General features: G+C 55.4%; 15 protein-coding genes. 5 read left to right on the forward strand and 10 right to left on the reverse strand.

Going from position 1 to position 16962, the window contains the following annotated elements; genetic code table 11:
- Positions 1 to 13: 13 nt before the first annotated feature.
- Positions 14 to 610 carry a TfoX/Sxy family DNA transformation protein gene (locus tag CWM58_RS18800; protein WP_100681529.1) on the reverse strand — a complete coding sequence of 199 codons (597 nt, stop codon included), beginning with the start codon at positions 608 to 610 and terminating at the stop codon, positions 14 to 16.
- Between the two features lie 350 nt (positions 611 to 960).
- Between CWM58_RS18800 and sulA the strand changes: the two genes are divergently transcribed.
- Both sulA and ompA read left to right on the forward strand, forming a co-directional pair.
- Positions 961 to 1470 carry an SOS-induced cell division inhibitor SulA gene (sulA, locus tag CWM58_RS18805; protein ID WP_100681530.1) on the forward strand — a complete coding sequence of 170 codons (510 nt, stop codon included), beginning with the start codon at positions 961 to 963 and terminating at the stop codon, positions 1468 to 1470.
- Between the two features lie 352 nt (positions 1471 to 1822).
- Positions 1823 to 2875: a porin OmpA gene (gene ompA, locus CWM58_RS18810; protein WP_008805892.1), complete on the forward strand. Its 1053-nt coding sequence runs from the start codon at positions 1823 to 1825 to the stop codon at positions 2873 to 2875.
- Between the two features lie 107 nt (positions 2876 to 2982).
- Here the strand turns inward: ompA and matP are convergent, their stop codons facing one another.
- On the reverse strand, positions 2983 to 3435 hold the full coding sequence (gene matP / locus CWM58_RS18815; RefSeq protein WP_008805891.1) for a macrodomain Ter protein MatP: 453 nt from the start codon (positions 3433 to 3435) through the stop codon (positions 2983 to 2985).
- Between the two features lie 185 nt (positions 3436 to 3620).
- On the opposite strand from matP, the gene CWM58_RS18820 reads away from it, so the two are divergent.
- Together CWM58_RS18820 and fabA are read left to right on the forward strand one after the other, a co-directional pair.
- Positions 3621 to 5378: an AAA family ATPase gene (locus tag CWM58_RS18820; protein ID WP_061155155.1), complete on the forward strand. Its 1758-nt coding sequence runs from the start codon at positions 3621 to 3623 to the stop codon at positions 5376 to 5378.
- A gap of 69 nt (positions 5379 to 5447) precedes the next feature.
- Positions 5448 to 5966 carry a bifunctional 3-hydroxydecanoyl-ACP dehydratase/trans-2-decenoyl-ACP isomerase gene (fabA, locus tag CWM58_RS18825; protein ID WP_012542300.1) on the forward strand — a complete coding sequence of 173 codons (519 nt, stop codon included), beginning with the start codon at positions 5448 to 5450 and terminating at the stop codon, positions 5964 to 5966.
- A gap of 68 nt (positions 5967 to 6034) precedes the next feature.
- Here fabA and rmf read toward each other — a convergent pair whose 3' ends face one another.
- The 6 genes from rmf to rlmKL form a co-directional block, all read right to left on the reverse strand.
- Positions 6035 to 6202 carry a ribosome modulation factor gene (gene rmf, locus CWM58_RS18830; protein WP_002898396.1) on the reverse strand — a complete coding sequence of 56 codons (168 nt, stop codon included), beginning with the start codon at positions 6200 to 6202 and terminating at the stop codon, positions 6035 to 6037.
- A 252-nt stretch (positions 6203 to 6454) separates the two neighbouring features.
- On the reverse strand, positions 6455 to 7018 hold the full coding sequence (gene pqiC / locus CWM58_RS18840) for a membrane integrity-associated transporter subunit PqiC (protein WP_061155156.1): 564 nt from the start codon (positions 7016 to 7018) through the stop codon (positions 6455 to 6457).
- Positions 7018 to 8655, reverse strand: a complete 1638-nt coding sequence (gene pqiB / locus CWM58_RS18845) for an intermembrane transport protein PqiB (protein ID WP_061155157.1) — start codon at positions 8653 to 8655, stop codon at positions 7018 to 7020. Before pqiB ends, pqiC begins: the two co-directional genes overlap by 1 nt.
- Positions 8645 to 9913: a membrane integrity-associated transporter subunit PqiA gene (gene pqiA / locus CWM58_RS18850; RefSeq protein WP_061155158.1), complete on the reverse strand. Its 1269-nt coding sequence runs from the start codon at positions 9911 to 9913 to the stop codon at positions 8645 to 8647. Before pqiA ends, pqiB begins: the two co-directional genes overlap by 11 nt.
- A gap of 14 nt (positions 9914 to 9927) precedes the next feature.
- Entirely contained in the window at positions 9928 to 11835 is a 1908-nt protein-coding gene (locus CWM58_RS18855; protein ID WP_061155159.1) for an ABC transporter ATP-binding protein, read from the reverse strand.
- A gap of 12 nt (positions 11836 to 11847) precedes the next feature.
- The gene (gene rlmKL / locus CWM58_RS18860) at positions 11848 to 13953 is read right to left on the reverse strand and encodes a bifunctional 23S rRNA (guanine(2069)-N(7))-methyltransferase RlmK/23S rRNA (guanine(2445)-N(2))-methyltransferase RlmL (RefSeq protein ID WP_074386397.1); all 2106 of its coding nucleotides are present in this window, start codon (positions 13951 to 13953) and stop codon (positions 11848 to 11850) included.
- A gap of 99 nt (positions 13954 to 14052) precedes the next feature.
- On the opposite strand from rlmKL, the gene CWM58_RS18865 reads away from it, so the two are divergent.
- Entirely contained in the window at positions 14053 to 15162 is a 1110-nt protein-coding gene (locus tag CWM58_RS18865) for a YcbX family protein (protein ID WP_100681532.1), read from the forward strand.
- On the opposite strand, the gene zapC is transcribed toward CWM58_RS18865, so the two are convergent.
- The gene (gene zapC, locus CWM58_RS18870; protein ID WP_100681533.1) at positions 15159 to 15701 is read right to left on the reverse strand and encodes a cell division protein ZapC; all 543 of its coding nucleotides are present in this window, start codon (positions 15699 to 15701) and stop codon (positions 15159 to 15161) included. The two genes, CWM58_RS18865 and zapC, sit on opposite strands and share 4 nt — an antisense overlap.
- Before the next feature lie 169 nt (positions 15702 to 15870).
- Positions 15871 to 16881: a quinone-dependent dihydroorotate dehydrogenase gene (pyrD, locus tag CWM58_RS18875; RefSeq protein ID WP_074386399.1), complete on the reverse strand. Its 1011-nt coding sequence runs from the start codon at positions 16879 to 16881 to the stop codon at positions 15871 to 15873.
- Positions 16882 to 16962: the final 81 nt, after the last annotated feature.

A 16962-nucleotide genomic window follows, 5' to 3' on the forward strand; every position in this document is an offset into this window, starting at 1 on the left:
CGGTGGTCGTCCGCTAGCGGGCTCCAGCCCATTCGAGCAGCTCCTGACGCCGCAGCGTCGGGAGCGCAGCGGTGTGAACGCCGACAATCGCCCCATCCAGCGCCAGCAAGACGTTGACCGACAAGGAGGCGTTGTTTTCTCGCAGCCGTTGCCAGGCCTGCTGAGCGCCTACCTCCCGAAGCGTCCTGACATCCGGTATGCCCGCGTGGATCAGCTGCAATTCCATATGAAAGCTGATATTGGGTAAATCCTTCAGGCGGCCAGACTCCCGACGGTGGTACTTTTCACGCTGGGCGCTTTGCCACGACAGCAGCGACAGCCGAAAAAGCTGTGTTTCATCGCGCCACAATGCGTCGTCAATTTGATAATACTTCATTGGCACGATGCGCCCGTGTCGGCGCAGCGTTAATAAAGGATTACGATGTTCAACCCGATACGCGGCGCTCTGCTCGCAGGCTCTCAGGTAAATATCCCCCTCTGCCACCATCGCAAACACCGTATCATCAATGGCCAGGCTATAGCCGCCAAAAAGCGGACGAGAATGTAACTGACCCAGCGGCGAGACGCAGGCCTGAAATTGCGGGAACCGCGGACATACTAGTTTTCTCATGATCATTCCTTTGTTAATCATGTAATTAAACTTAAGTTGTTAACGGATCCGCTAAGAGAAAACATAAGGGACTTCCCGAACAGCAGCAAGATGATTTTCGCCGACTTTTCCACCAGAACGCGGTTTTGCGAGACGCTTTCAGAAAATCGCTGACGTTGCTGCAATCAACAGGGTGGAAAGAAATGATTAGCCCGCGTGAAGGATATTGTTGAGGAGAGGTGCGCATCTCTATAGATAAGACGCGCCTGGAAATGATTAAATTTCAGCCAGCAAAATGGCAAATTGCGGTTGATCTTTTCCCCAGGTAGATATACTGTATATGCATACAGTAACTACAGGCGGGATAGACTATGTTTACTTCAGCTCACGCAAATCGTTCAGCACAGGCTTCTGCTTCTGCAGGCCACTACGCTCATCGTTCTGGCGAACAGACCGCCAATGGGCTGATCAGTGAAATTGTCTATCGTGAAGATCAACCCATGATGACCCAGTTACTGCTGCTACCTTTATTACAACAGCTGGGTCAACAATCTCGCTGGCAGCTGTGGCTCACGCCGCAACAAAAGCTTAGCCGCGAGTGGGTCCAGTCTGCCGGTCTACCGCTGTCTAAAGTCATGCAAATTAGCCAGCTGTCCCCCTGCCATACCATAGACTCGATGATCCGCGCGCTGCGCACCGGTAATTATAGTGTGGTTATCTGCTGGCTAACGGAGGAGCTAACCGCAGAAGAGCATGAGCGTCTGGTCAATGCAGCCCAGGAAGGTTGCGCGATGGGATTCATCATGCGCCCGGTGAGAAATCAAGGCACGCTCGGCAGACAACTCAACGGGCTAAAAATTCACTCAAATTTGTATCATTGAGTGAAATTAGGATTATTCCTGGAATTTTTTTTACCGATGGTAAAGCCACAGCGTTTTTCAGGGTCTTTTTCGCGGAATGCCTGTCACACGGGCATTTCTGCCTTTTTTCTGCGTACGAAAATCAACCATATTTGTTAAATATTGTGTACACAACCCTTTTTTTTCATATGCCTGACAGAGTTCACACTTGTAAGTTTCGAACTAAGTTGTAGACTTTACATCGCCAGGGGTGATCGGCTTACGCTGCATGTATCAGCATAGTTAACAACAAGTCACGCCCCGGGTGAAGGATTTAACCGTGAGGTCTTTTGTAACTTCATGGCGAATTTTGGATGATAATGAGGCGCAAAAAATGAAAAAGACAGCTATCGCGATTGCAGTGGCACTGGCTGGCTTCGCTACCGTAGCGCAGGCCGCTCCGAAAGATAACACCTGGTATGCAGGTGGTAAACTGGGTTGGTCCCAGTTCCATGACACTGGCTGGTACAACAGCTCTCTGAACAACAATGGTCCGACCCACGAAAGCCAGCTGGGCGCTGGTGCGTTCGGTGGTTACCAGGTTAACCCGTACCTCGGTTTCGAAATGGGTTACGACTGGCTGGGCCGTATGCCGTACAAAGGCGACCAGGTTAATGGCGCATTCAAAGCTCAGGGCGTTCAGCTGACCGCTAAACTGGGTTACCCGATCACTGACGATCTGGACATCTACACCCGTCTGGGCGGCATGGTATGGCGCGCAGACTCCAGCAACAGCATCGCTGGCGACAACCACGACACTGGCGTTTCTCCGGTATTTGCTGGCGGCGTAGAGTGGGCTGTGACTCGTGACATCGCTACCCGTCTGGAATACCAGTGGGTTAACAACATTGGCGACGCGGGCACCGTTGGCGTTCGTCCGGACAACGGCATGCTGAGCGTGGGTGTTTCCTACCGTTTCGGTCAGGAAGATGCTGCACCGGTTGTAGCTCCGGCTCCGGCTCCGGCTCCGGAAGTGACTACCAAGCACTTCACCCTGAAGTCTGACGTTCTGTTCAACTTCAACAAAGCAACCCTGAAACCGGAAGGTCAGCAGGCTCTGGATCAGCTGTACACCCAGCTGAGCAACATGGATCCGAAAGACGGTTCTGCAGTTGTTATGGGCTTCACCGACCGTATCGGTTCCGAAGCTTACAACCAGCAGCTGTCTGAGAAACGTGCTCAGTCCGTTGTTGACTACCTGGTTGCTAAAGGCATCCCGGCAGGCAAAATCTCCGCACGCGGTATGGGTAAATCCAACCCGGTTACTGGCAACACCTGTGACAACGTGAAAGCTCGCGCTGCACTGATCGACTGCCTGGCCCCGGATCGTCGTGTAGAGATCGAAGTTAAAGGCTACAAAGAAGTTGTAACTCAGCCAGCGGCTTAAGTTAGAACTGATGAAAAAACCCGCCTCGGCGGGTTTTTTTATGTCTTCTCGCTCGCTTTCGCGGTGGTAGCCTCCATATCAGGGTAGCCCCTGACTGGCCGTACAGGCTACTCTTTGCCTAACAGTTCCTGCAGATCGTGCTTCAGGCTCGACATTTTGCTGGCATACTTCTCTTTATGCTCAGCATCCTCAATCAGCTGCACAATGGTTTCAGACAAGGTTTTACCCCGCCGCTGCGCCAGGCCGGCAAGACGCTGCCAGACGACAAACTCAAGATCGATAGACTTCTTGCGCGTGTGCTGATGCTCCGCGTTAAAATGCCGTTTCCGCCGTGCACGGATAGTCTGCTTCATGCGGTTCATCAGCGCCGGATTCATATGCTGCTCAATCCAGGCATGCACCAGCACAGGTTCATTCTCGAGCGTCAGCAAGTCATCTACCGCAGCTTGCGCAGCGCTGGCCTCAATGTAGCGGGTAATCAGCTCACCTTCCCGGTGCTTCTTTACCAGATATTTCCATTTCCAGCCGCTTTCAAGATTTTCCAGTTGTTGATATTTCATTGCGATCTCAATGTGACCGTGTAACTCATTTCAGGATATCAGTTTTTTCCTGATGTGCTGAATATAAATCATTATTCGTGATGTGTATGGCCGGGGAATCATTGGGGTAATCATAATCCTCCGTGTGCTCAGTCGCGGCATCAGGTATAATTGCGCGCTTTACATCTAACTAAAAAACAGCGACTTTGACCATTACGAAACTGACCCGAACCGACCTTGCGCCCGATATGGAACCTTATCAGGCGCTGTTTGCCCAAGCTGATCTCTCTCAACCGGCCCCCTCCCTCTCGGGCGATCTGCAGCCGCGTTTGTTCTACGCGCTTGAGCAATTGCTGTGCACGCCGGCAGTCTCCTCCTTCATGCTGGTGAAAGCCCCCGAAGAACCGGAGTATCTGCAATGGCTGACGGCAGAAACCCGCACGCTGCATGAACCTGCCGCCCCGCTCTACGGGGTCCGCTATGACATTGACGGCGCTCGCGTGACGCTCTCCCCGGCACAACGTGCAGAGGATAATTTTGCCAGCACCGCTCCGGTCGTCGCGGCCGATTGGGTAGAGGCGGAACAGCTATTTGGCTGCGTACGCCAGTTTAACGGTGGCATCACCCTCCAGCCAGGCCTGGTTCATCAGGCCAATGGTGGCGTGCTGGTAATCTCGCTTCGTACACTGCTGGCGCAACCGCTGCTGTGGGTGCGCCTGAAAAATATGGTGACCCGTCAGCGGTTTGACTGGCTCTCCATCGATGAGTCACGCCCGCTGCCGGTCAGCATTCCCTCCATGCCGCTGAGCCTGAAAGTCATGCTGGTCGGCGAACGCGAATCGCTGGCGGATTTCCAGGAAATGGAACCAGAGCTTTGTGCTCAGGCGATCTACAGTGAGTATGAAGACACTTTGCAGTTTGCTGACGCCGAGACGCTGAAAGCCTGGTGCCAGTGGGTATGGCAAAATGCCCAGCAGCTGACGCTGCCAGGTCCGGCGGCCGACGCCTGGCCACTGCTGATCGATGAGGGGACGCGCTATACCGGCGATCAGGAGACCCTGCCGCTCAGTCCGCTATGGATAGCCCGCCAGCTGCGGGAGGCCGCCGCATTCTGCGAGGGCGAGGAGATTACTGGCGAAGAAATGCAGACGATGCTGGCACGCCGGGAGTGGCGTGAAGGCTACCTCGCAGAACGAATGCAGGATGAAATCCTGCAGGAACAGATCCTGATTGAAACCGAAGGCGAATGCGTCGGACAGATCAACGCCCTGTCGGTGATTGAATTTCCCGGCCATCCGCGCGCGTTCGGTGAACCTTCGCGCATCAGCTGTGTCGTGCACATTGGCGACGGCGAATTTATCGACGTCGAACGCAAAGCCGAGCTGGGCGGCAATATTCATGCGAAGGGCATGATGATCATGCAGGCTTTTCTGATGTCCGAGCTGGAGCTGGAGCAGCAGCTTCCCTTCTCCGCTTCGCTGACCTTCGAACAGTCGTACAGTGAAGTGGACGGCGACAGCGCCTCCATGGCCGAACTCTGCGCCTTAATCAGCGCGCTGGCCAATGTGCCGATTAATCAGAGCATCGCAATTACCGGTTCCGTCGACCAGTTTGGTCGCGTGCAGCCGGTCGGCGGTCTGAATGAAAAAATTGAAGGATTCTTCACTATCTGTCAGCAGCGCGGCTTAACCGGTAAACAAGGCGTCATTATCCCAGTCGCCAACGTTCGCCATCTCAGCCTGAGCCACGAGTTACGTCAGGCCGTTGCCGAGAATCAGTTTTCCATCTGGGCAATTGAAGATATCACCGAAGCGCTGCCGATGCTGACCCAACTGATGTGGGACGGTGAAGGGCAGACGCTGCGACAAACCATTCAGGAGCGGATAGCGCAGGCGACCCAGCAAGAGACTCGCCATCGTTTTCCGTGGCCGCTACGCTGGTTAGGTGGGACAAGTTCTAACTGATCGGACTTGTTCAGCTTACACGTGTTAGCTATCCTGCGTCCCGAACTTAAAATAAGGCTTACTGAAAACATGGTAGATAAACGCGAATCCTATACAAAAGAAGATCTTCTTGCCTCTGGTCGTGGTGAACTGTTCGGCGCGAAAGGCCCGCAGTTGCCAGCACCAAACATGCTGATGATGGACCGCGTCATCAAAATGAGCGAAACCGGTGGTAACTATGACAAAGGTTATGTTGAGGCAGAACTCGACATCAACCCGGACCTGTGGTTCTTCGGTTGCCACTTCATCGGCGATCCGGTGATGCCGGGCTGCCTGGGCCTGGATGCGATGTGGCAGTTGGTCGGGTTCTATCTTGGCTGGCTCGGCGGCGAAGGCAAAGGCCGTGCGCTGGGCGTTGGCGAAGTGAAATTCACCGGTCAGGTTCTGCCGACCGCGAAAAAAGTCACCTACCGCATCCACTTCAAGCGCATTGTTAACCGTCGTCTGATTATGGGCCTGGCGGATGGCGAAGTGCTGGTTGACGATCGTCTGATCTATACCGCGAACGATCTGAAAGTAGGCCTGTTCCAGGATACTTCCGCTTTCTGATAATCATCGGCAGCGATTAAAAGGCGAAGCCCCCGCTATGCGGAGGCTTCTTTTTTAAAGAGACAGTGTCAGGCCGTTAGTACCCTGTCCTCCATGGCTTCTCGCCAGCCTCCCAGCCACCATGAGCGTTGATTCAAGCTCTGGTATGGACACATTTCTTTCGATCTTCCCGCGATACCCGCTTGATATCCACGTTGATGTGCCCGTTCCAGGCGATCTCGTTTTTGTCTCTTCATGCCTCGTTTCCCTCATTCTTTGATCTGGTGGAAAAGAAAACAGTGGTCGCAAATTATGCAGCCACGGGTTACGAATACCGCGAAATGAAGGCAACGTCAATGCGCAAAATTCACGCCAGTGTCATATTTGTGACCTATATAAGAGTTCATTTTTTGTTCATTCAGCGCCGCGGTTGCTAACGAACTGACCTGGCAAAAAAATGCCGCGCGGCTCAGATGAACCGCGCGGCATATCACTTTTATGAATTTTACTTATGGCAGACGGTTAAGCTCGCCGGCAATGGCCGCCGCCTCCTGGCTCCACGCCTGCGCCAGGGTTTTCACCATCGCGTCATAGCCATCCTGCTGCTGCTTGAGCACGATGTTAAACGGACGCTTAATCAGCTGTCCATGATGCTTCAATAACCACTCGCCGCTGACGATAACCCGCCCGTCGTAGCGCCCGTGAAAGCCATTTACCGCCACATTGAGCGTATCCTGCTCGCTGCCCAACGGTTGGGACGACACTACCCAGCCCGGCAACTGCTGGCTGAGATTTGCCACCAGCGTAGTACGCAGCTGCTGGTCCAGCGGGCTGGCCCACAGATTATTACTGGCGATCACATACTGCACATCGGTGGTCTGATAGACCACTCCATTGCCCGCCAGATAATCCGGGATGCTGATCTGCTCAACCCACAGCAGGCGAGCCCCCTGGCTGGCGGCGCTCTGTGCGCCGCCCTGCACCACCGGCAGCTGGTAGTATGTTTTGCTCTCGCCGCCGCTACTGCACGCCGTCAGCGCGCAAACGGCTGCTGCCAGTAACCATTTTTTCATTATTTCGCTCCCTTCGGCTGTGGGTCTTTTTTATCCTTCGCCTCAAATACCAGCGCGTTGCTCTTATCATTGAGCGTTTTCAGGACCGGCTGCAGTTCACGCAGCACCTGATCCAGACGCTGCATATCGGCCACCATCTTATTGTAGGCCGCGGAGCCCGGCTGGAAGCCCTGCATACTGCGGTTCAGTTCGCGCAGCGTCGTCTGCATATCAGCAGGCAGCTGCTGCATCGACTGACTGGAGGTGATCTTATTCAGACTATCCAGCGTGGTCTGCACGTGCTGCATGGTCTTCTCGCTTTGCGCCAGCGTACTGGTCGCCTGCTCCAGTAGCGGATTGAGCGGCAGGTTATTGATTTTATCCAACGCATCCATCAGACGCTGCTGGATCTGCGCCAGTCCACCGCTAATGGTCGGGATAATCGGATAGCCGTTAAACTCCTGAATTTTCCCGCGCGGCGGCGCTTTCGGATAGAAGTCGAGATCGATATACAGCGCGCCGGTCACCAGGTTGCCGGTTTTCAGCGAGCCGCGCAGTCCGCGGTTGATCAGATCGTCAATGTGGGCACGAATATTCGGATCGCCACCGAGCTGGTTAATCAGACGTTGCGGTTCAACCCGCACTTCCACCGGAATGCGATAGTCATCGTTCAAACGCTGCTTCAGCCCAGGAATAAAGAACGGCACTTTGCCGACGGTTCCCAGACGGATACCGCGGAACTCTACTGGTGCACCAGGCTGCAGGCCACGAACCGAATCTTTGAAGAACATGACATAGTCGATATGTTCGGTAAAGACCGAATCCTGGATGCTCTTCTGATCGTCAAACAGGTGGTATTCCGTTTTGTTCGCCACCGGCTCGCCGAGATCCAGTCCTTCCGGAATATCGAAGCTCACGCCGCCGCCAAACAACGTCGACAACGAACCCATCTCGACGCGCATCCCCGCCGCGGTCAAATCAACGGCGATCCCGCTGTCCTTCCAGAAGCGAACGTTGCTGGTCACCAGGCGGTCGTTTGGCGCATTGATGAACAGCTGATAAGTGATATGCCGTTTTTGCGCATCAAAAGTGCTGGTTTCCACCGACCCTACACGATAACCGCGGAACAGCACCGGATCGCCTGGCGAAAGCTGGCCCGCTTTGCTGCTTTCCAGCAAAATACGGATCCCCTTGGCATCCGGCGAGGCCAGTGGCGGAGAATCCAGCAGCGGATACTGCGCCGGCACCGAACCTTTCGACCCCGGCTGCAGTTCAATATAGGCCCCGGACAATAATGTCCCGAGACCACTGATCCCCTCGCGCCCTACCTGTGGTTTCACCACCCAGAAGACGGAATCGTTATGCAGTAATTTCTGCATCCCGGAATTGAGGCGAGCTTTGATTTCCACATGGGTTAAATCGTCAGTCAGCGTCGCGCTCTCTACCACCCCAACATCCACGCTGCGGCTCTTGATCCGGGTTTTTCCCCCTTCAATGCCTTCCGCGTTGGTGGTGATCAGCGTGACCTCTGGTCCCTGATGGCTGTAATGATAAAACAGGATCCACGCCCCGATCAGCGCAGTGACGATAGGGAAGATCCACACCGGTGACCAGTTCTTCACCTTCTGCACTTTCGCTTCTCCGCTCTTATTTTCCATGTTGTTGTATTTCCTCATGGCTTGAATCTGGCTCACGATCCCACAGTAAACGGGGATCAAACGTCATCGCTGAAAACATGGTCATCACCACCACCAGCGCAAACATGACCGCGCCGATGGCGGGATAGATATTCATCAACCCTCCCATGCGCACCAGCGCAGAGAGCACGGCGATGACAAAAACGTCAATCATTGACCAGCGGCCAACAAATTCCACCACTTCATAAATCAGATGCATGCGTTCCGAATCGCGCGCACCGTTACCGTTGGCATTCCAGCACAGCCAGGCGATGGCGATCATCTTCAGCGTCGGCACCATAATACTGGCGATAAAAATGACCAGCGCCACCGGATAAGAGCCTTCGCTCCACAGTAAAACCACCCCGGCCATAATGGTCGACGGCATTTTATCGCCCAGCAGATCGGTGATCATGATGGGCATAATATTGGCGGGAAGATAGAGAATAAATGAGGTCACCAGCAGCGCCAGCGTCCACTGCAGGCTATTTTTACGCCGCGCCGTTCCTTTGCTGTGACAGCGCGGACAGACCGTTTGGTCGATCGGTAACACCGCCGTACAACAGGCGCAGGAGCGCAGCCCCTGGCGGATCCCGGCAACCCCAATTTTCAGCGGTTGGGTAATCGCCGGCATGGGGGCAATATCATCCCACAACCAGCGGCGGTCGACGCACTGGAAGGTACGTAACTGCAGCAGGCAAAACATGCACCAGGGAATAAAGCTTAGGCCGATACCGATATCGCCGTAGGCCATCAGTTTGACGAAGCTGACCAGCACGCCGGCAAGAAAGATTTCCGCCATGCCCCAGGTCTTGAGGTGAAACAGAATACGCGCCAGGAATGCCTTCAGGCCGAGGGGCATCCTGACCCGATTGACCAGCAGCAGAATGGTGACCAGGCAAAACGCCGGTACCAGTTGCACAAAGAGTAAAAAGAAGGTGCCGAGGCTGGCGTAATCCTCGGTAAACAGCACGTTGGGAATTTCCAGCAGCTCTATTTCGCTGCTGATGCCACCCACTTTCATATAGATAAAAGGAAACAGGTTGGCCAGCAGCAGCATAAATAGCGCGACCAGCGCGTAAGCCGTGGGACGCTGGCGAGGCGCGTCCCACGTGGTGGTTAACGTTGTACCGCAGCGCGGGCAGGCGGCTTTCTGGCGATGCTCAAGCTGCGGCAAAGCCACCAGCAAATCACATTGGGGACATAAAATATGTCGCGCAGCATGATGGTGATCGCACATGACAACTCCTCGGCTCAGGCGCCGTTCTTTAATCCTTCGAGATATTCCCAGCGTTCAAAGGCGGCTTCCAGCGCCTGCTCCGCCTCGGCCAGCTGCGCCAGCACCTGCTGCGTACGATCGTGCGATTGTCCAAAAAAGTCGGGATCGGCTACCTGCTCCTGCAGCGTCTGCAGTTCAGCCTCAAGGGTTTCCAGCTTCTGCGGCAGTTGCTCCAGCTCGCGCTGCAGGTTATAGCTTAGTTTGTTCCCGCCGCGTTTGACAGTTTCTGCTTTTGGCTGAGCAACTTCCATCGTTTTTTTCGCTGCCGGCTGCTTCTGCGCCAGCGACTGGGCCTGCTGACCGCGGGCGTCGTGATAACCGCCAACGTACTGACCAATATGGCCGCCGCCCTCGAAGATCCAGCACTCGGTCACGGTATTGTCAACAAACTGACGATCGTGGCTGACCAGCATCACGGTACCCTGATAGCCGTCGATCAGCTCTTCCAGCAGCTCCAGCGTTTCGACATCAAGGTCGTTTGTCGGTTCATCGAGAATCAATAAGTTACTGGGTTTCAGGAACAGCCGCGCCAGCAGCAGGCGGTTACGTTCCCCGCCGGACAGCGCGCGGACTGGCGTCATCGCCCGTTTCGGATGGAACAGGAAGTCCTGCAGATAGCCCAGCACGTGCCGCGGCTTACCGTTAACCATCACCTCTTGCTTACCTTCAGCGAGGTTATCCATCACCGTCCGGTCCGGATCCAGCTCCGCGCGGTGCTGGTCGAAGTAGGCGACTTCCAGCTTGGTGCCGACGTGGATCCGCCCGCTGTCGGCCTGCAGCTGGCCAAGCATCAGCTTCAGCAGCGTGGTTTTGCCACAGCCGTTCGGGCCGATCAGGGCAATCTTATCGCCACGCTGAATTTGCGCGGAGAAATCTTTCACCAGCACTTTGCCGTCAACCTGATAGTTGACGTTCTCCATTTCGAAAACGATTTTGCCGGAGCGCGAAGCCTCTTCAACCTGCATCTTCGCACTGCCCATCACTTCCCGGCGCTCGCCGCGCTCGCGACGCATCGCCTTCAGGGCGCGAACGCGACCTTCGTTACGGGTGCGGCGCGCTTTGATCCCCTGACGGATCCACACTTCTTCCTGTGCCAGCTTGCGGTCAAATTCGGCATTCTGCAGATCTTCAACCCGCAGAGCCTCTTCTTTATCCAGCAGATACTGATCGTAATTACCCGGATAGGTCACCAGCTTGCCGCGATCGAGATCGACGATGCGCGTCGCCATATTGCGGATAAAGGAGCGGTCATGCGAAATAAAGATAATGGTGCCTTTAAAGCTTTTCAGGAACCCTTCCAGCCAGTCGATAGTTTCGATATCGAGGTGGTTTGTCGGTTCATCCAGCAACAGCACGCGCGGCCCGCTGACCAGCGCGCGGCCCAGCGCCGCTTTACGCAGCCAGCCGCCGGAAAGCGAAGCCAGCTGTGCGTCGGCGTTAAGACCAAGCTGCTCGATCACTTCATTGATGCGGCTATCCAGCTGCCACAGCCCCAGGTTATCCAGCTGTTCCTGCAGACGGGCCAGTTCATTTAAATTTTTGTCGCTTGGGTCGGTCATCACCTGATGCGACACGTCATGGTAGGCCTTCAGGTAAGCTGCCTGTTCGGCGATCCCTTCGGCGACGAAATCGTACACCGTACCGGCAACGTTGCGCGGCGGATCCTGCTGCAGACGCGCGACGATCAGATCCTGTTCATAAATAATGCGCCCGTCATCCAGCCCCTGTTCACGGTTGAGGATCTTCATCAGGGTCGATTTACCGGCGCCATTGCGCCCAACCAGACAGACACGTTCGTTATCTTCGATATGCAGTTCAGCATTATCCAGCAGCGGCGCATCGCTGAATGAAAGCCAGGCGCCGTGCATACTAATCAGTGACATTCTTTATTCCTTTCAGGCTGCAGTAATCAGCCAGCAGTTGTGGATCTGACGGTTGCGGGCAAAATCCTGCGACAGCGTTTTTTGCGAAATCTCTTGCGCCTTCAGGCCAAGCGCCGCCAGCCCGTCATGATCCATACGGAAACCGCGTTTGTTGTTCGAGAACATAATGGTGCCGCCTTTACGCAGCAGACGTTTTAGATCGGTCATCAGGCGAATATGATCGCGCTGCACGTCGAAAGCATCTTCCATCCGTTTGGAGTTAGAGAAAGTCGGCGGATCGATAAAGATCAGATCGAACTGCTCGGTGCTTTCCCGCAGCCAGCCCAGCACGTCAGCCTGCATCAGGCGATGCGCACGACCGGTCAGGCCATTGAGACGCAGGTTGCGTTCCGCCCACTCCAGATAGGTACGCGACATATCCACCGTGGTCGTAGAGCGCGCGCCGCCCAGACCGGCGTGGACGCTGGCGCTGCCGGTATAGGAGAACAGGTTGAGGAAGTCCTTACCTTTGCTCATCTGGCCCAGCATGCGACGGGCGATACGGTGGTCGAGGAACAGACCGGTATCCAGGTAGTCGGTGAGGTTAACCCACAGGCGCGCGTTGTACTCCTGCACCTCGATAAAGTCGCCCTTCTCCGCCATCTTCTGATACTGGTTTTTGCCCTTTTGCCGCTCGCGGGTCTTCAGCACCAGCTTGTTGGGGGCAATTTCCAGCACGGCGATGGTCGCCGCGATAATATCAAACAGACGCTGGCGCGCTTTGTGCGCATCGACGGTTTTCGGCGGCGCATACTCCTGCACCACCACCCAGTCACCGTAGCGATCGATCGCCACGTTATATTCCGGCAGATCGGCATCGTACAGGCGATAGCATTCAATGCCTTCCTGACGGGCCCACTTTTCAAATTTCTTCAGATTCTTACGCAGACGGTTAGCAAAATCTTCCGCCAGCATCGCCGGCTTGCCGCCTTCGCTTTCCGCCAGGTGATAGTTCTTCTGTACGCAGTCCAGCGGGCCGTTCTTCGCTTTGAACTGTTTATCGGCACGCAGCTGCAGGCAGCTCAGCAGTTCCGGCGAGGCGCTGAACACCGACAGGTTCCAGCCGCCAAACTGACTTTTCATGATCCGGCCCAGCAGGCTGTGCAGGGCGATCAGCGCCGGTTCGCTTTCCAGGCGCTCACCATACGGCGGGTTACTAATCACTGTACCGTACGGGCCTTTCGGCAGCGGGTTATTCAGTTGGGCGACGTCTTTTACTGCAAAATCGATCAGTTCGCCGATGCCAGCCCGGCGGGCGTTGCGGCGCGCGCGCTCAATGACGCGCTCGTCGACGTCAGAGCCATAGAAGCGCGACCCATATGCCGCCAGCCCCTGGCGGGCGCGGGTTTGCGCTTCTGCCTTCACCTCTTTCCAGATGGCGTCATCGTGCTGTGCCCAGCCGCCAAAGCCCCAGTGGCCGCGGTGCAGACCCGGCGCGCGATCGGTCGCCAGCATCGCCGCTTCAATCAGCAAGGTACCGGAGCCGCACATCGGATCGAGCAGCGGCGTACCCGGAGCCCAACCAGAGCGCATGACGATCGCCGCCGCGAGGTTTTCTTTGATCGGCGCCATACCGGTACCATCGCGGTAGCCGCGCAGATGCAACCCTTCCCCGCTCAGATCCAGAGAGATATGCGCCGTCTCTTTGTTCAGCCAGACATTGATCCGCAGATCGGGATTTTCACGATCGACATTCGGGCGCGGCAGGTTTTTACGCGTGAAGCTGTCGACGATGGCGTCTTTGACTTTTAATGCGCCATACTGACTGTTGCGGATCTCGTCATTGAGGCCGCTAAAATGCACCGCGAAGGTCGCGTCAGTGGTAAAGATCTCCGTCCACGGAATCGATTGAACCCCCAGATAGAGATCCAGATCGCTATACACGCTGCACTCACCCAGTGGCAGCATGATGCGCGAAGCCAGCCGGCTCCACATCAGGCTTTGATACAGCAGGCGCGTATCCCCCTGAAAATGGACCCCGCCCTGGACGACCTGGCAGTCCGTCGCGCCAAGTCCTTCCAGTTCAGTTTTTAACAGCTCTTCCAGCCCACGAGCCGTACTGGCAAACAGAGAATTCATATCGTCACTTTTACTTAAAGAAAATTGGTGCGCATTATAGCCAATATGTGCCCTATGTCATAAAGTTATAGGCTTATTTTTGGAACCCGGAGGCAGCGTATGGTAACGCTCTCGCGACTTTTTATTCATCCCGTTAAATCCATGCGCGGCATGGGCCTGACCCATGCCTTTGCTGATATCAGCGGCCTGGCCTTCGATCGCCTGTTTATGGTCACCGAAACCGACGGGACCTTTATTACCGCCCGCCAGTTTCCGCAAATGGTGAAATTTATTCCGGCGCCGCTTCATGATGGCCTTCACCTGACCGCACCGGACGGCAGCAGCGCCGTGGTGCGTTTTAGCGATTTCGCCCCGCAGGCCGAGCCGACCGAAGTCTGGGGCAACCATTTCACCGCCCTCATCGCGCCCGCTGCCGTTAACCAGTGGCTCAGCGGCTTTTTCAAGCGCGATGTCCAGCTGCGCTGGCTGGGGCCGCAGTTAACCCGCCGGGTGAAGCGCCACGATGCGGTACCGCTCTCCTTCGCCGACGGCTACCCATACCTGCTGGCTAACGAGGCCTCGCTGCGCGATCTGCAGCAACGGTGTCCTGCCAGCGTAAGCATAGAACAGTTTCGTCCTAACCTCGTGGTCACCGGCGCGGCGGCCTGGGATGAAGATAGCTGGAAAGTGATCCGCGTCGGCGAGGTGGTGTTTGACGTCGCCAAGCCCTGTAGCCGCTGCATTTTTACCACTGTCAGTCCGGAGCGCGGACAGAAGCATCCCACCGGGGAGCCGCTGGAAACCTTAAAACGTTTTCGTACCGCGCTGGACAATGGCGATGTCGATTTTGGCCAGAACCTGATTGCCCGCAACAGCGGGGTGATCCGGGTAGGTGATGAAGTCGAAATCCTCGCCCGCGGCCCGGCGAAAGCCTACGGCGCCGGCGAGAGCGACGATACTCCGGCCCCAGAAGCGCAGCAGCAGGCTACGGTTGCCATCGAATGGCAGGGTCAACAGTTTACCGGGAATAACCAGCAGGTGCTGCTGGAGCAACTGGAGCAACAGGGCATTCGCGTACCCTATTCGTGTCGGGCGGGGATCTGCGGCAGCTGCCGCATTCGCTTGGAAGAGGGCGAAGTCAGCGCGTTAAAGAAAAATGCGGTCGCCGGGGATGGCACCATTCTCGCCTGCAGCTGCGTACCAAAAACGGCGCTGCGCCTGGCGCCTTAAACCGCCTGTCCCAGGCTGTAGCTGACCGCGCTCTGCGCCGGCTGCAGCCTGTCGTTCATGATTTTAATGACGTCGCCTAACTGCATCACGCGCCCGGCAAGGGTGAGACCCGGCTGGGCCAGCAGACAAAGCGCGGCGTTATCTCCCGGCTCCACCACCAGCAAATTCACCTGCTCGCCGGTATCGCTCAGCCAGACGCAGGCGGCGTCGCCGCTGCTGGGTTGCCAGTGATGAATGTGGGCGGTAAAGTGCCAGCTTTTCGGCATCTGCGGTTTGAGAAAACGGATGGCAGTGAGCGCGTTGAGCACTAATTCTGCCCGCTGTTCTTTCGATAGCCCGAGATCGCGACATTTTTCTTCAAAGGAGAAATAGAGCGCGGCGTCATCGACGCAGAATCCCGACGGCGCGAAGGCATCCGGGGTCAGCATTCGCCGGGCGAAGCGCGAGCGAAATAACATGCCATTGGCCAAATCGAGCATCATACGGTCGTGCTCTTCATCGTAATACCAACGCCAGTTATCGTCAGGTTTAATGCGCATTTTTCCCCCTGTCCCCTTTCATACGCCTCTGCAAAGTTGTTGCGACTTGCCGCAGAATATTTTCTAAAATTAAGAAAAGTCTAAAATGTTTAAATAAGCAACAGTGAGGGAATATAAAACAACCAGGGCCGGAAATAAAGCCCTGGGTGGGATTCAGCGGAGGAAAAGATTAGATGTGGGTAACAATTTCTTTAATCAGCGGCGGACCTTTAAAAATAAATCCGGAATAAATCTGCACCAGCGATGCTCCGGCGGCCATCTTTTCCCGCGCAGCAATCACCGAATCAATACCGCCCACGCCGATGATAGGCAAACGACCATTCAGCTCAGCGGAGAGCATACGGATAATTTCGGTGCTCTTTAATTGTAATGGACGACCGCTAAGTCCGCCGGTCTCATCGCAATGTTTCATTCCCTGAACCAAGGAACGATCGAGGGTGGTATTGGTTGCAATCACCCCGTCAATATTATGACGCACGAGGCTATCGGCAACCTGGATCAATTCCTCTGGTAAAAGATCCGGTGCGATCTTAACGGCGACCGGAACATATTTTTGATGCTTTTGCTGCAGCTCAAGCTGCTTATTTTTAATACCGGAGAGTAAATCATCGAGCGCTTCACCGTATTGAAGCGTGCGCAGCCCCGGGGTATTCGGTGAGGAGATATTAATGGCGATATACCCAGCGTAAGGATAGACTTTTTCCATACAAATCAGGTAATCATCTTTACCATGCTCCACCGGCGTATCTTTATTTTTGCCGATATTGATGCCCAGCACGCCGTCAAAATGCGCCTTTTTCACGTTCTCAACCAGGTTATCAACGCCATGGTTATTAAAGCCCATGCGGTTGATCAACCCCTCAGCATCCACCAGACGGAAGATCCTCGGCTTATCGTTGCCCGGCTGCGGACGCGGGGTCACGGTGCCGATCTCAATCGAACCAAAACCCATCGCGCCCAGCGCGTCAATGCATTCCCCATTTTTATCCAGCCCGGCCGCCAGACCCAGCGGATTTTTAAAGGTCAGCCCCATGCAGGTAACGGGCCTGGCCGGTACCTTCTGGCGAACCAGCATTTCCAGCGGCGTCCCGGTGACACGGCGTAATTGTTGAAAGGTAACTTCATGAGCGCGCTCAGGATCGAGCTGAAAAAGGGCTTTACGAACGAAGGGGTAGTACATGAACTCTCCTGGATTCCCGGTGTGCAAACCGGGGGCGTATTATGTGCGATCCGCAGCTGAAAGGGAATTGACCTGCGACAA

The sequence above is a fragment of the Klebsiella sp. H-Nf2 genome (assembly GCF_002806645.1).
Taxonomy (GTDB): Bacteria; Pseudomonadota; Gammaproteobacteria; order Enterobacterales; family Enterobacteriaceae; genus Klebsiella; species Klebsiella variicola.

Bases quoted from the DNA above. Each gene is read 5' to 3' on its own strand.
- CWM58_RS18800 (WP_100681529.1), bottom strand. From the start codon at position 610: ATGAGAAAACTAGTATGTCCGCGGTTCCCGCAATTTCAGGCCTGCGTC.
- sulA (WP_100681530.1), top strand. From the start codon at position 961: ATGTTTACTTCAGCTCACGCAAATCGTTCAGCACAGGCTTCTGCTTCT.
- ompA (WP_008805892.1), top strand. From the start codon at position 1,823: ATGAAAAAGACAGCTATCGCGATTGCAGTGGCACTGGCTGGCTTCGCT.
- matP (WP_008805891.1), bottom strand. From the start codon at position 3,435: ATGAAATATCAACAACTGGAAAATCTTGAAAGCGGCTGGAAATGGAAA.
- fabA (WP_012542300.1), top strand. From the start codon at position 5,448: ATGGTAGATAAACGCGAATCCTATACAAAAGAAGATCTTCTTGCCTCT.
- rmf (WP_002898396.1), bottom strand. From the start codon at position 6,202: ATGAAGAGACAAAAACGAGATCGCCTGGAACGGGCACATCAACGTGGA.
- pqiC (WP_061155156.1), bottom strand. From the start codon at position 7,018: ATGAAAAAATGGTTACTGGCAGCAGCCGTTTGCGCGCTGACGGCGTGC.
- pqiB (WP_061155157.1), bottom strand. From the start codon at position 8,655: ATGGAAAATAAGAGCGGAGAAGCGAAAGTGCAGAAGGTGAAGAACTGG.
- pqiA (WP_061155158.1), bottom strand. From the start codon at position 9,913: ATGTGCGATCACCATCATGCTGCGCGACATATTTTATGTCCCCAATGT.
- CWM58_RS18855 (WP_061155159.1), bottom strand. From the start codon at position 11,835: ATGTCACTGATTAGTATGCACGGCGCCTGGCTTTCATTCAGCGATGCG.
- rlmKL (WP_074386397.1), bottom strand. From the start codon at position 13,953: ATGAATTCTCTGTTTGCCAGTACGGCTCGTGGGCTGGAAGAGCTGTTA.
- CWM58_RS18865 (WP_100681532.1), top strand. From the start codon at position 14,053: ATGGTAACGCTCTCGCGACTTTTTATTCATCCCGTTAAATCCATGCGC.
- zapC (WP_100681533.1), bottom strand. From the start codon at position 15,701: ATGCGCATTAAACCTGACGATAACTGGCGTTGGTATTACGATGAAGAG.
- pyrD (WP_074386399.1), bottom strand. From the start codon at position 16,881: ATGTACTACCCCTTCGTTCGTAAAGCCCTTTTTCAGCTCGATCCTGAG.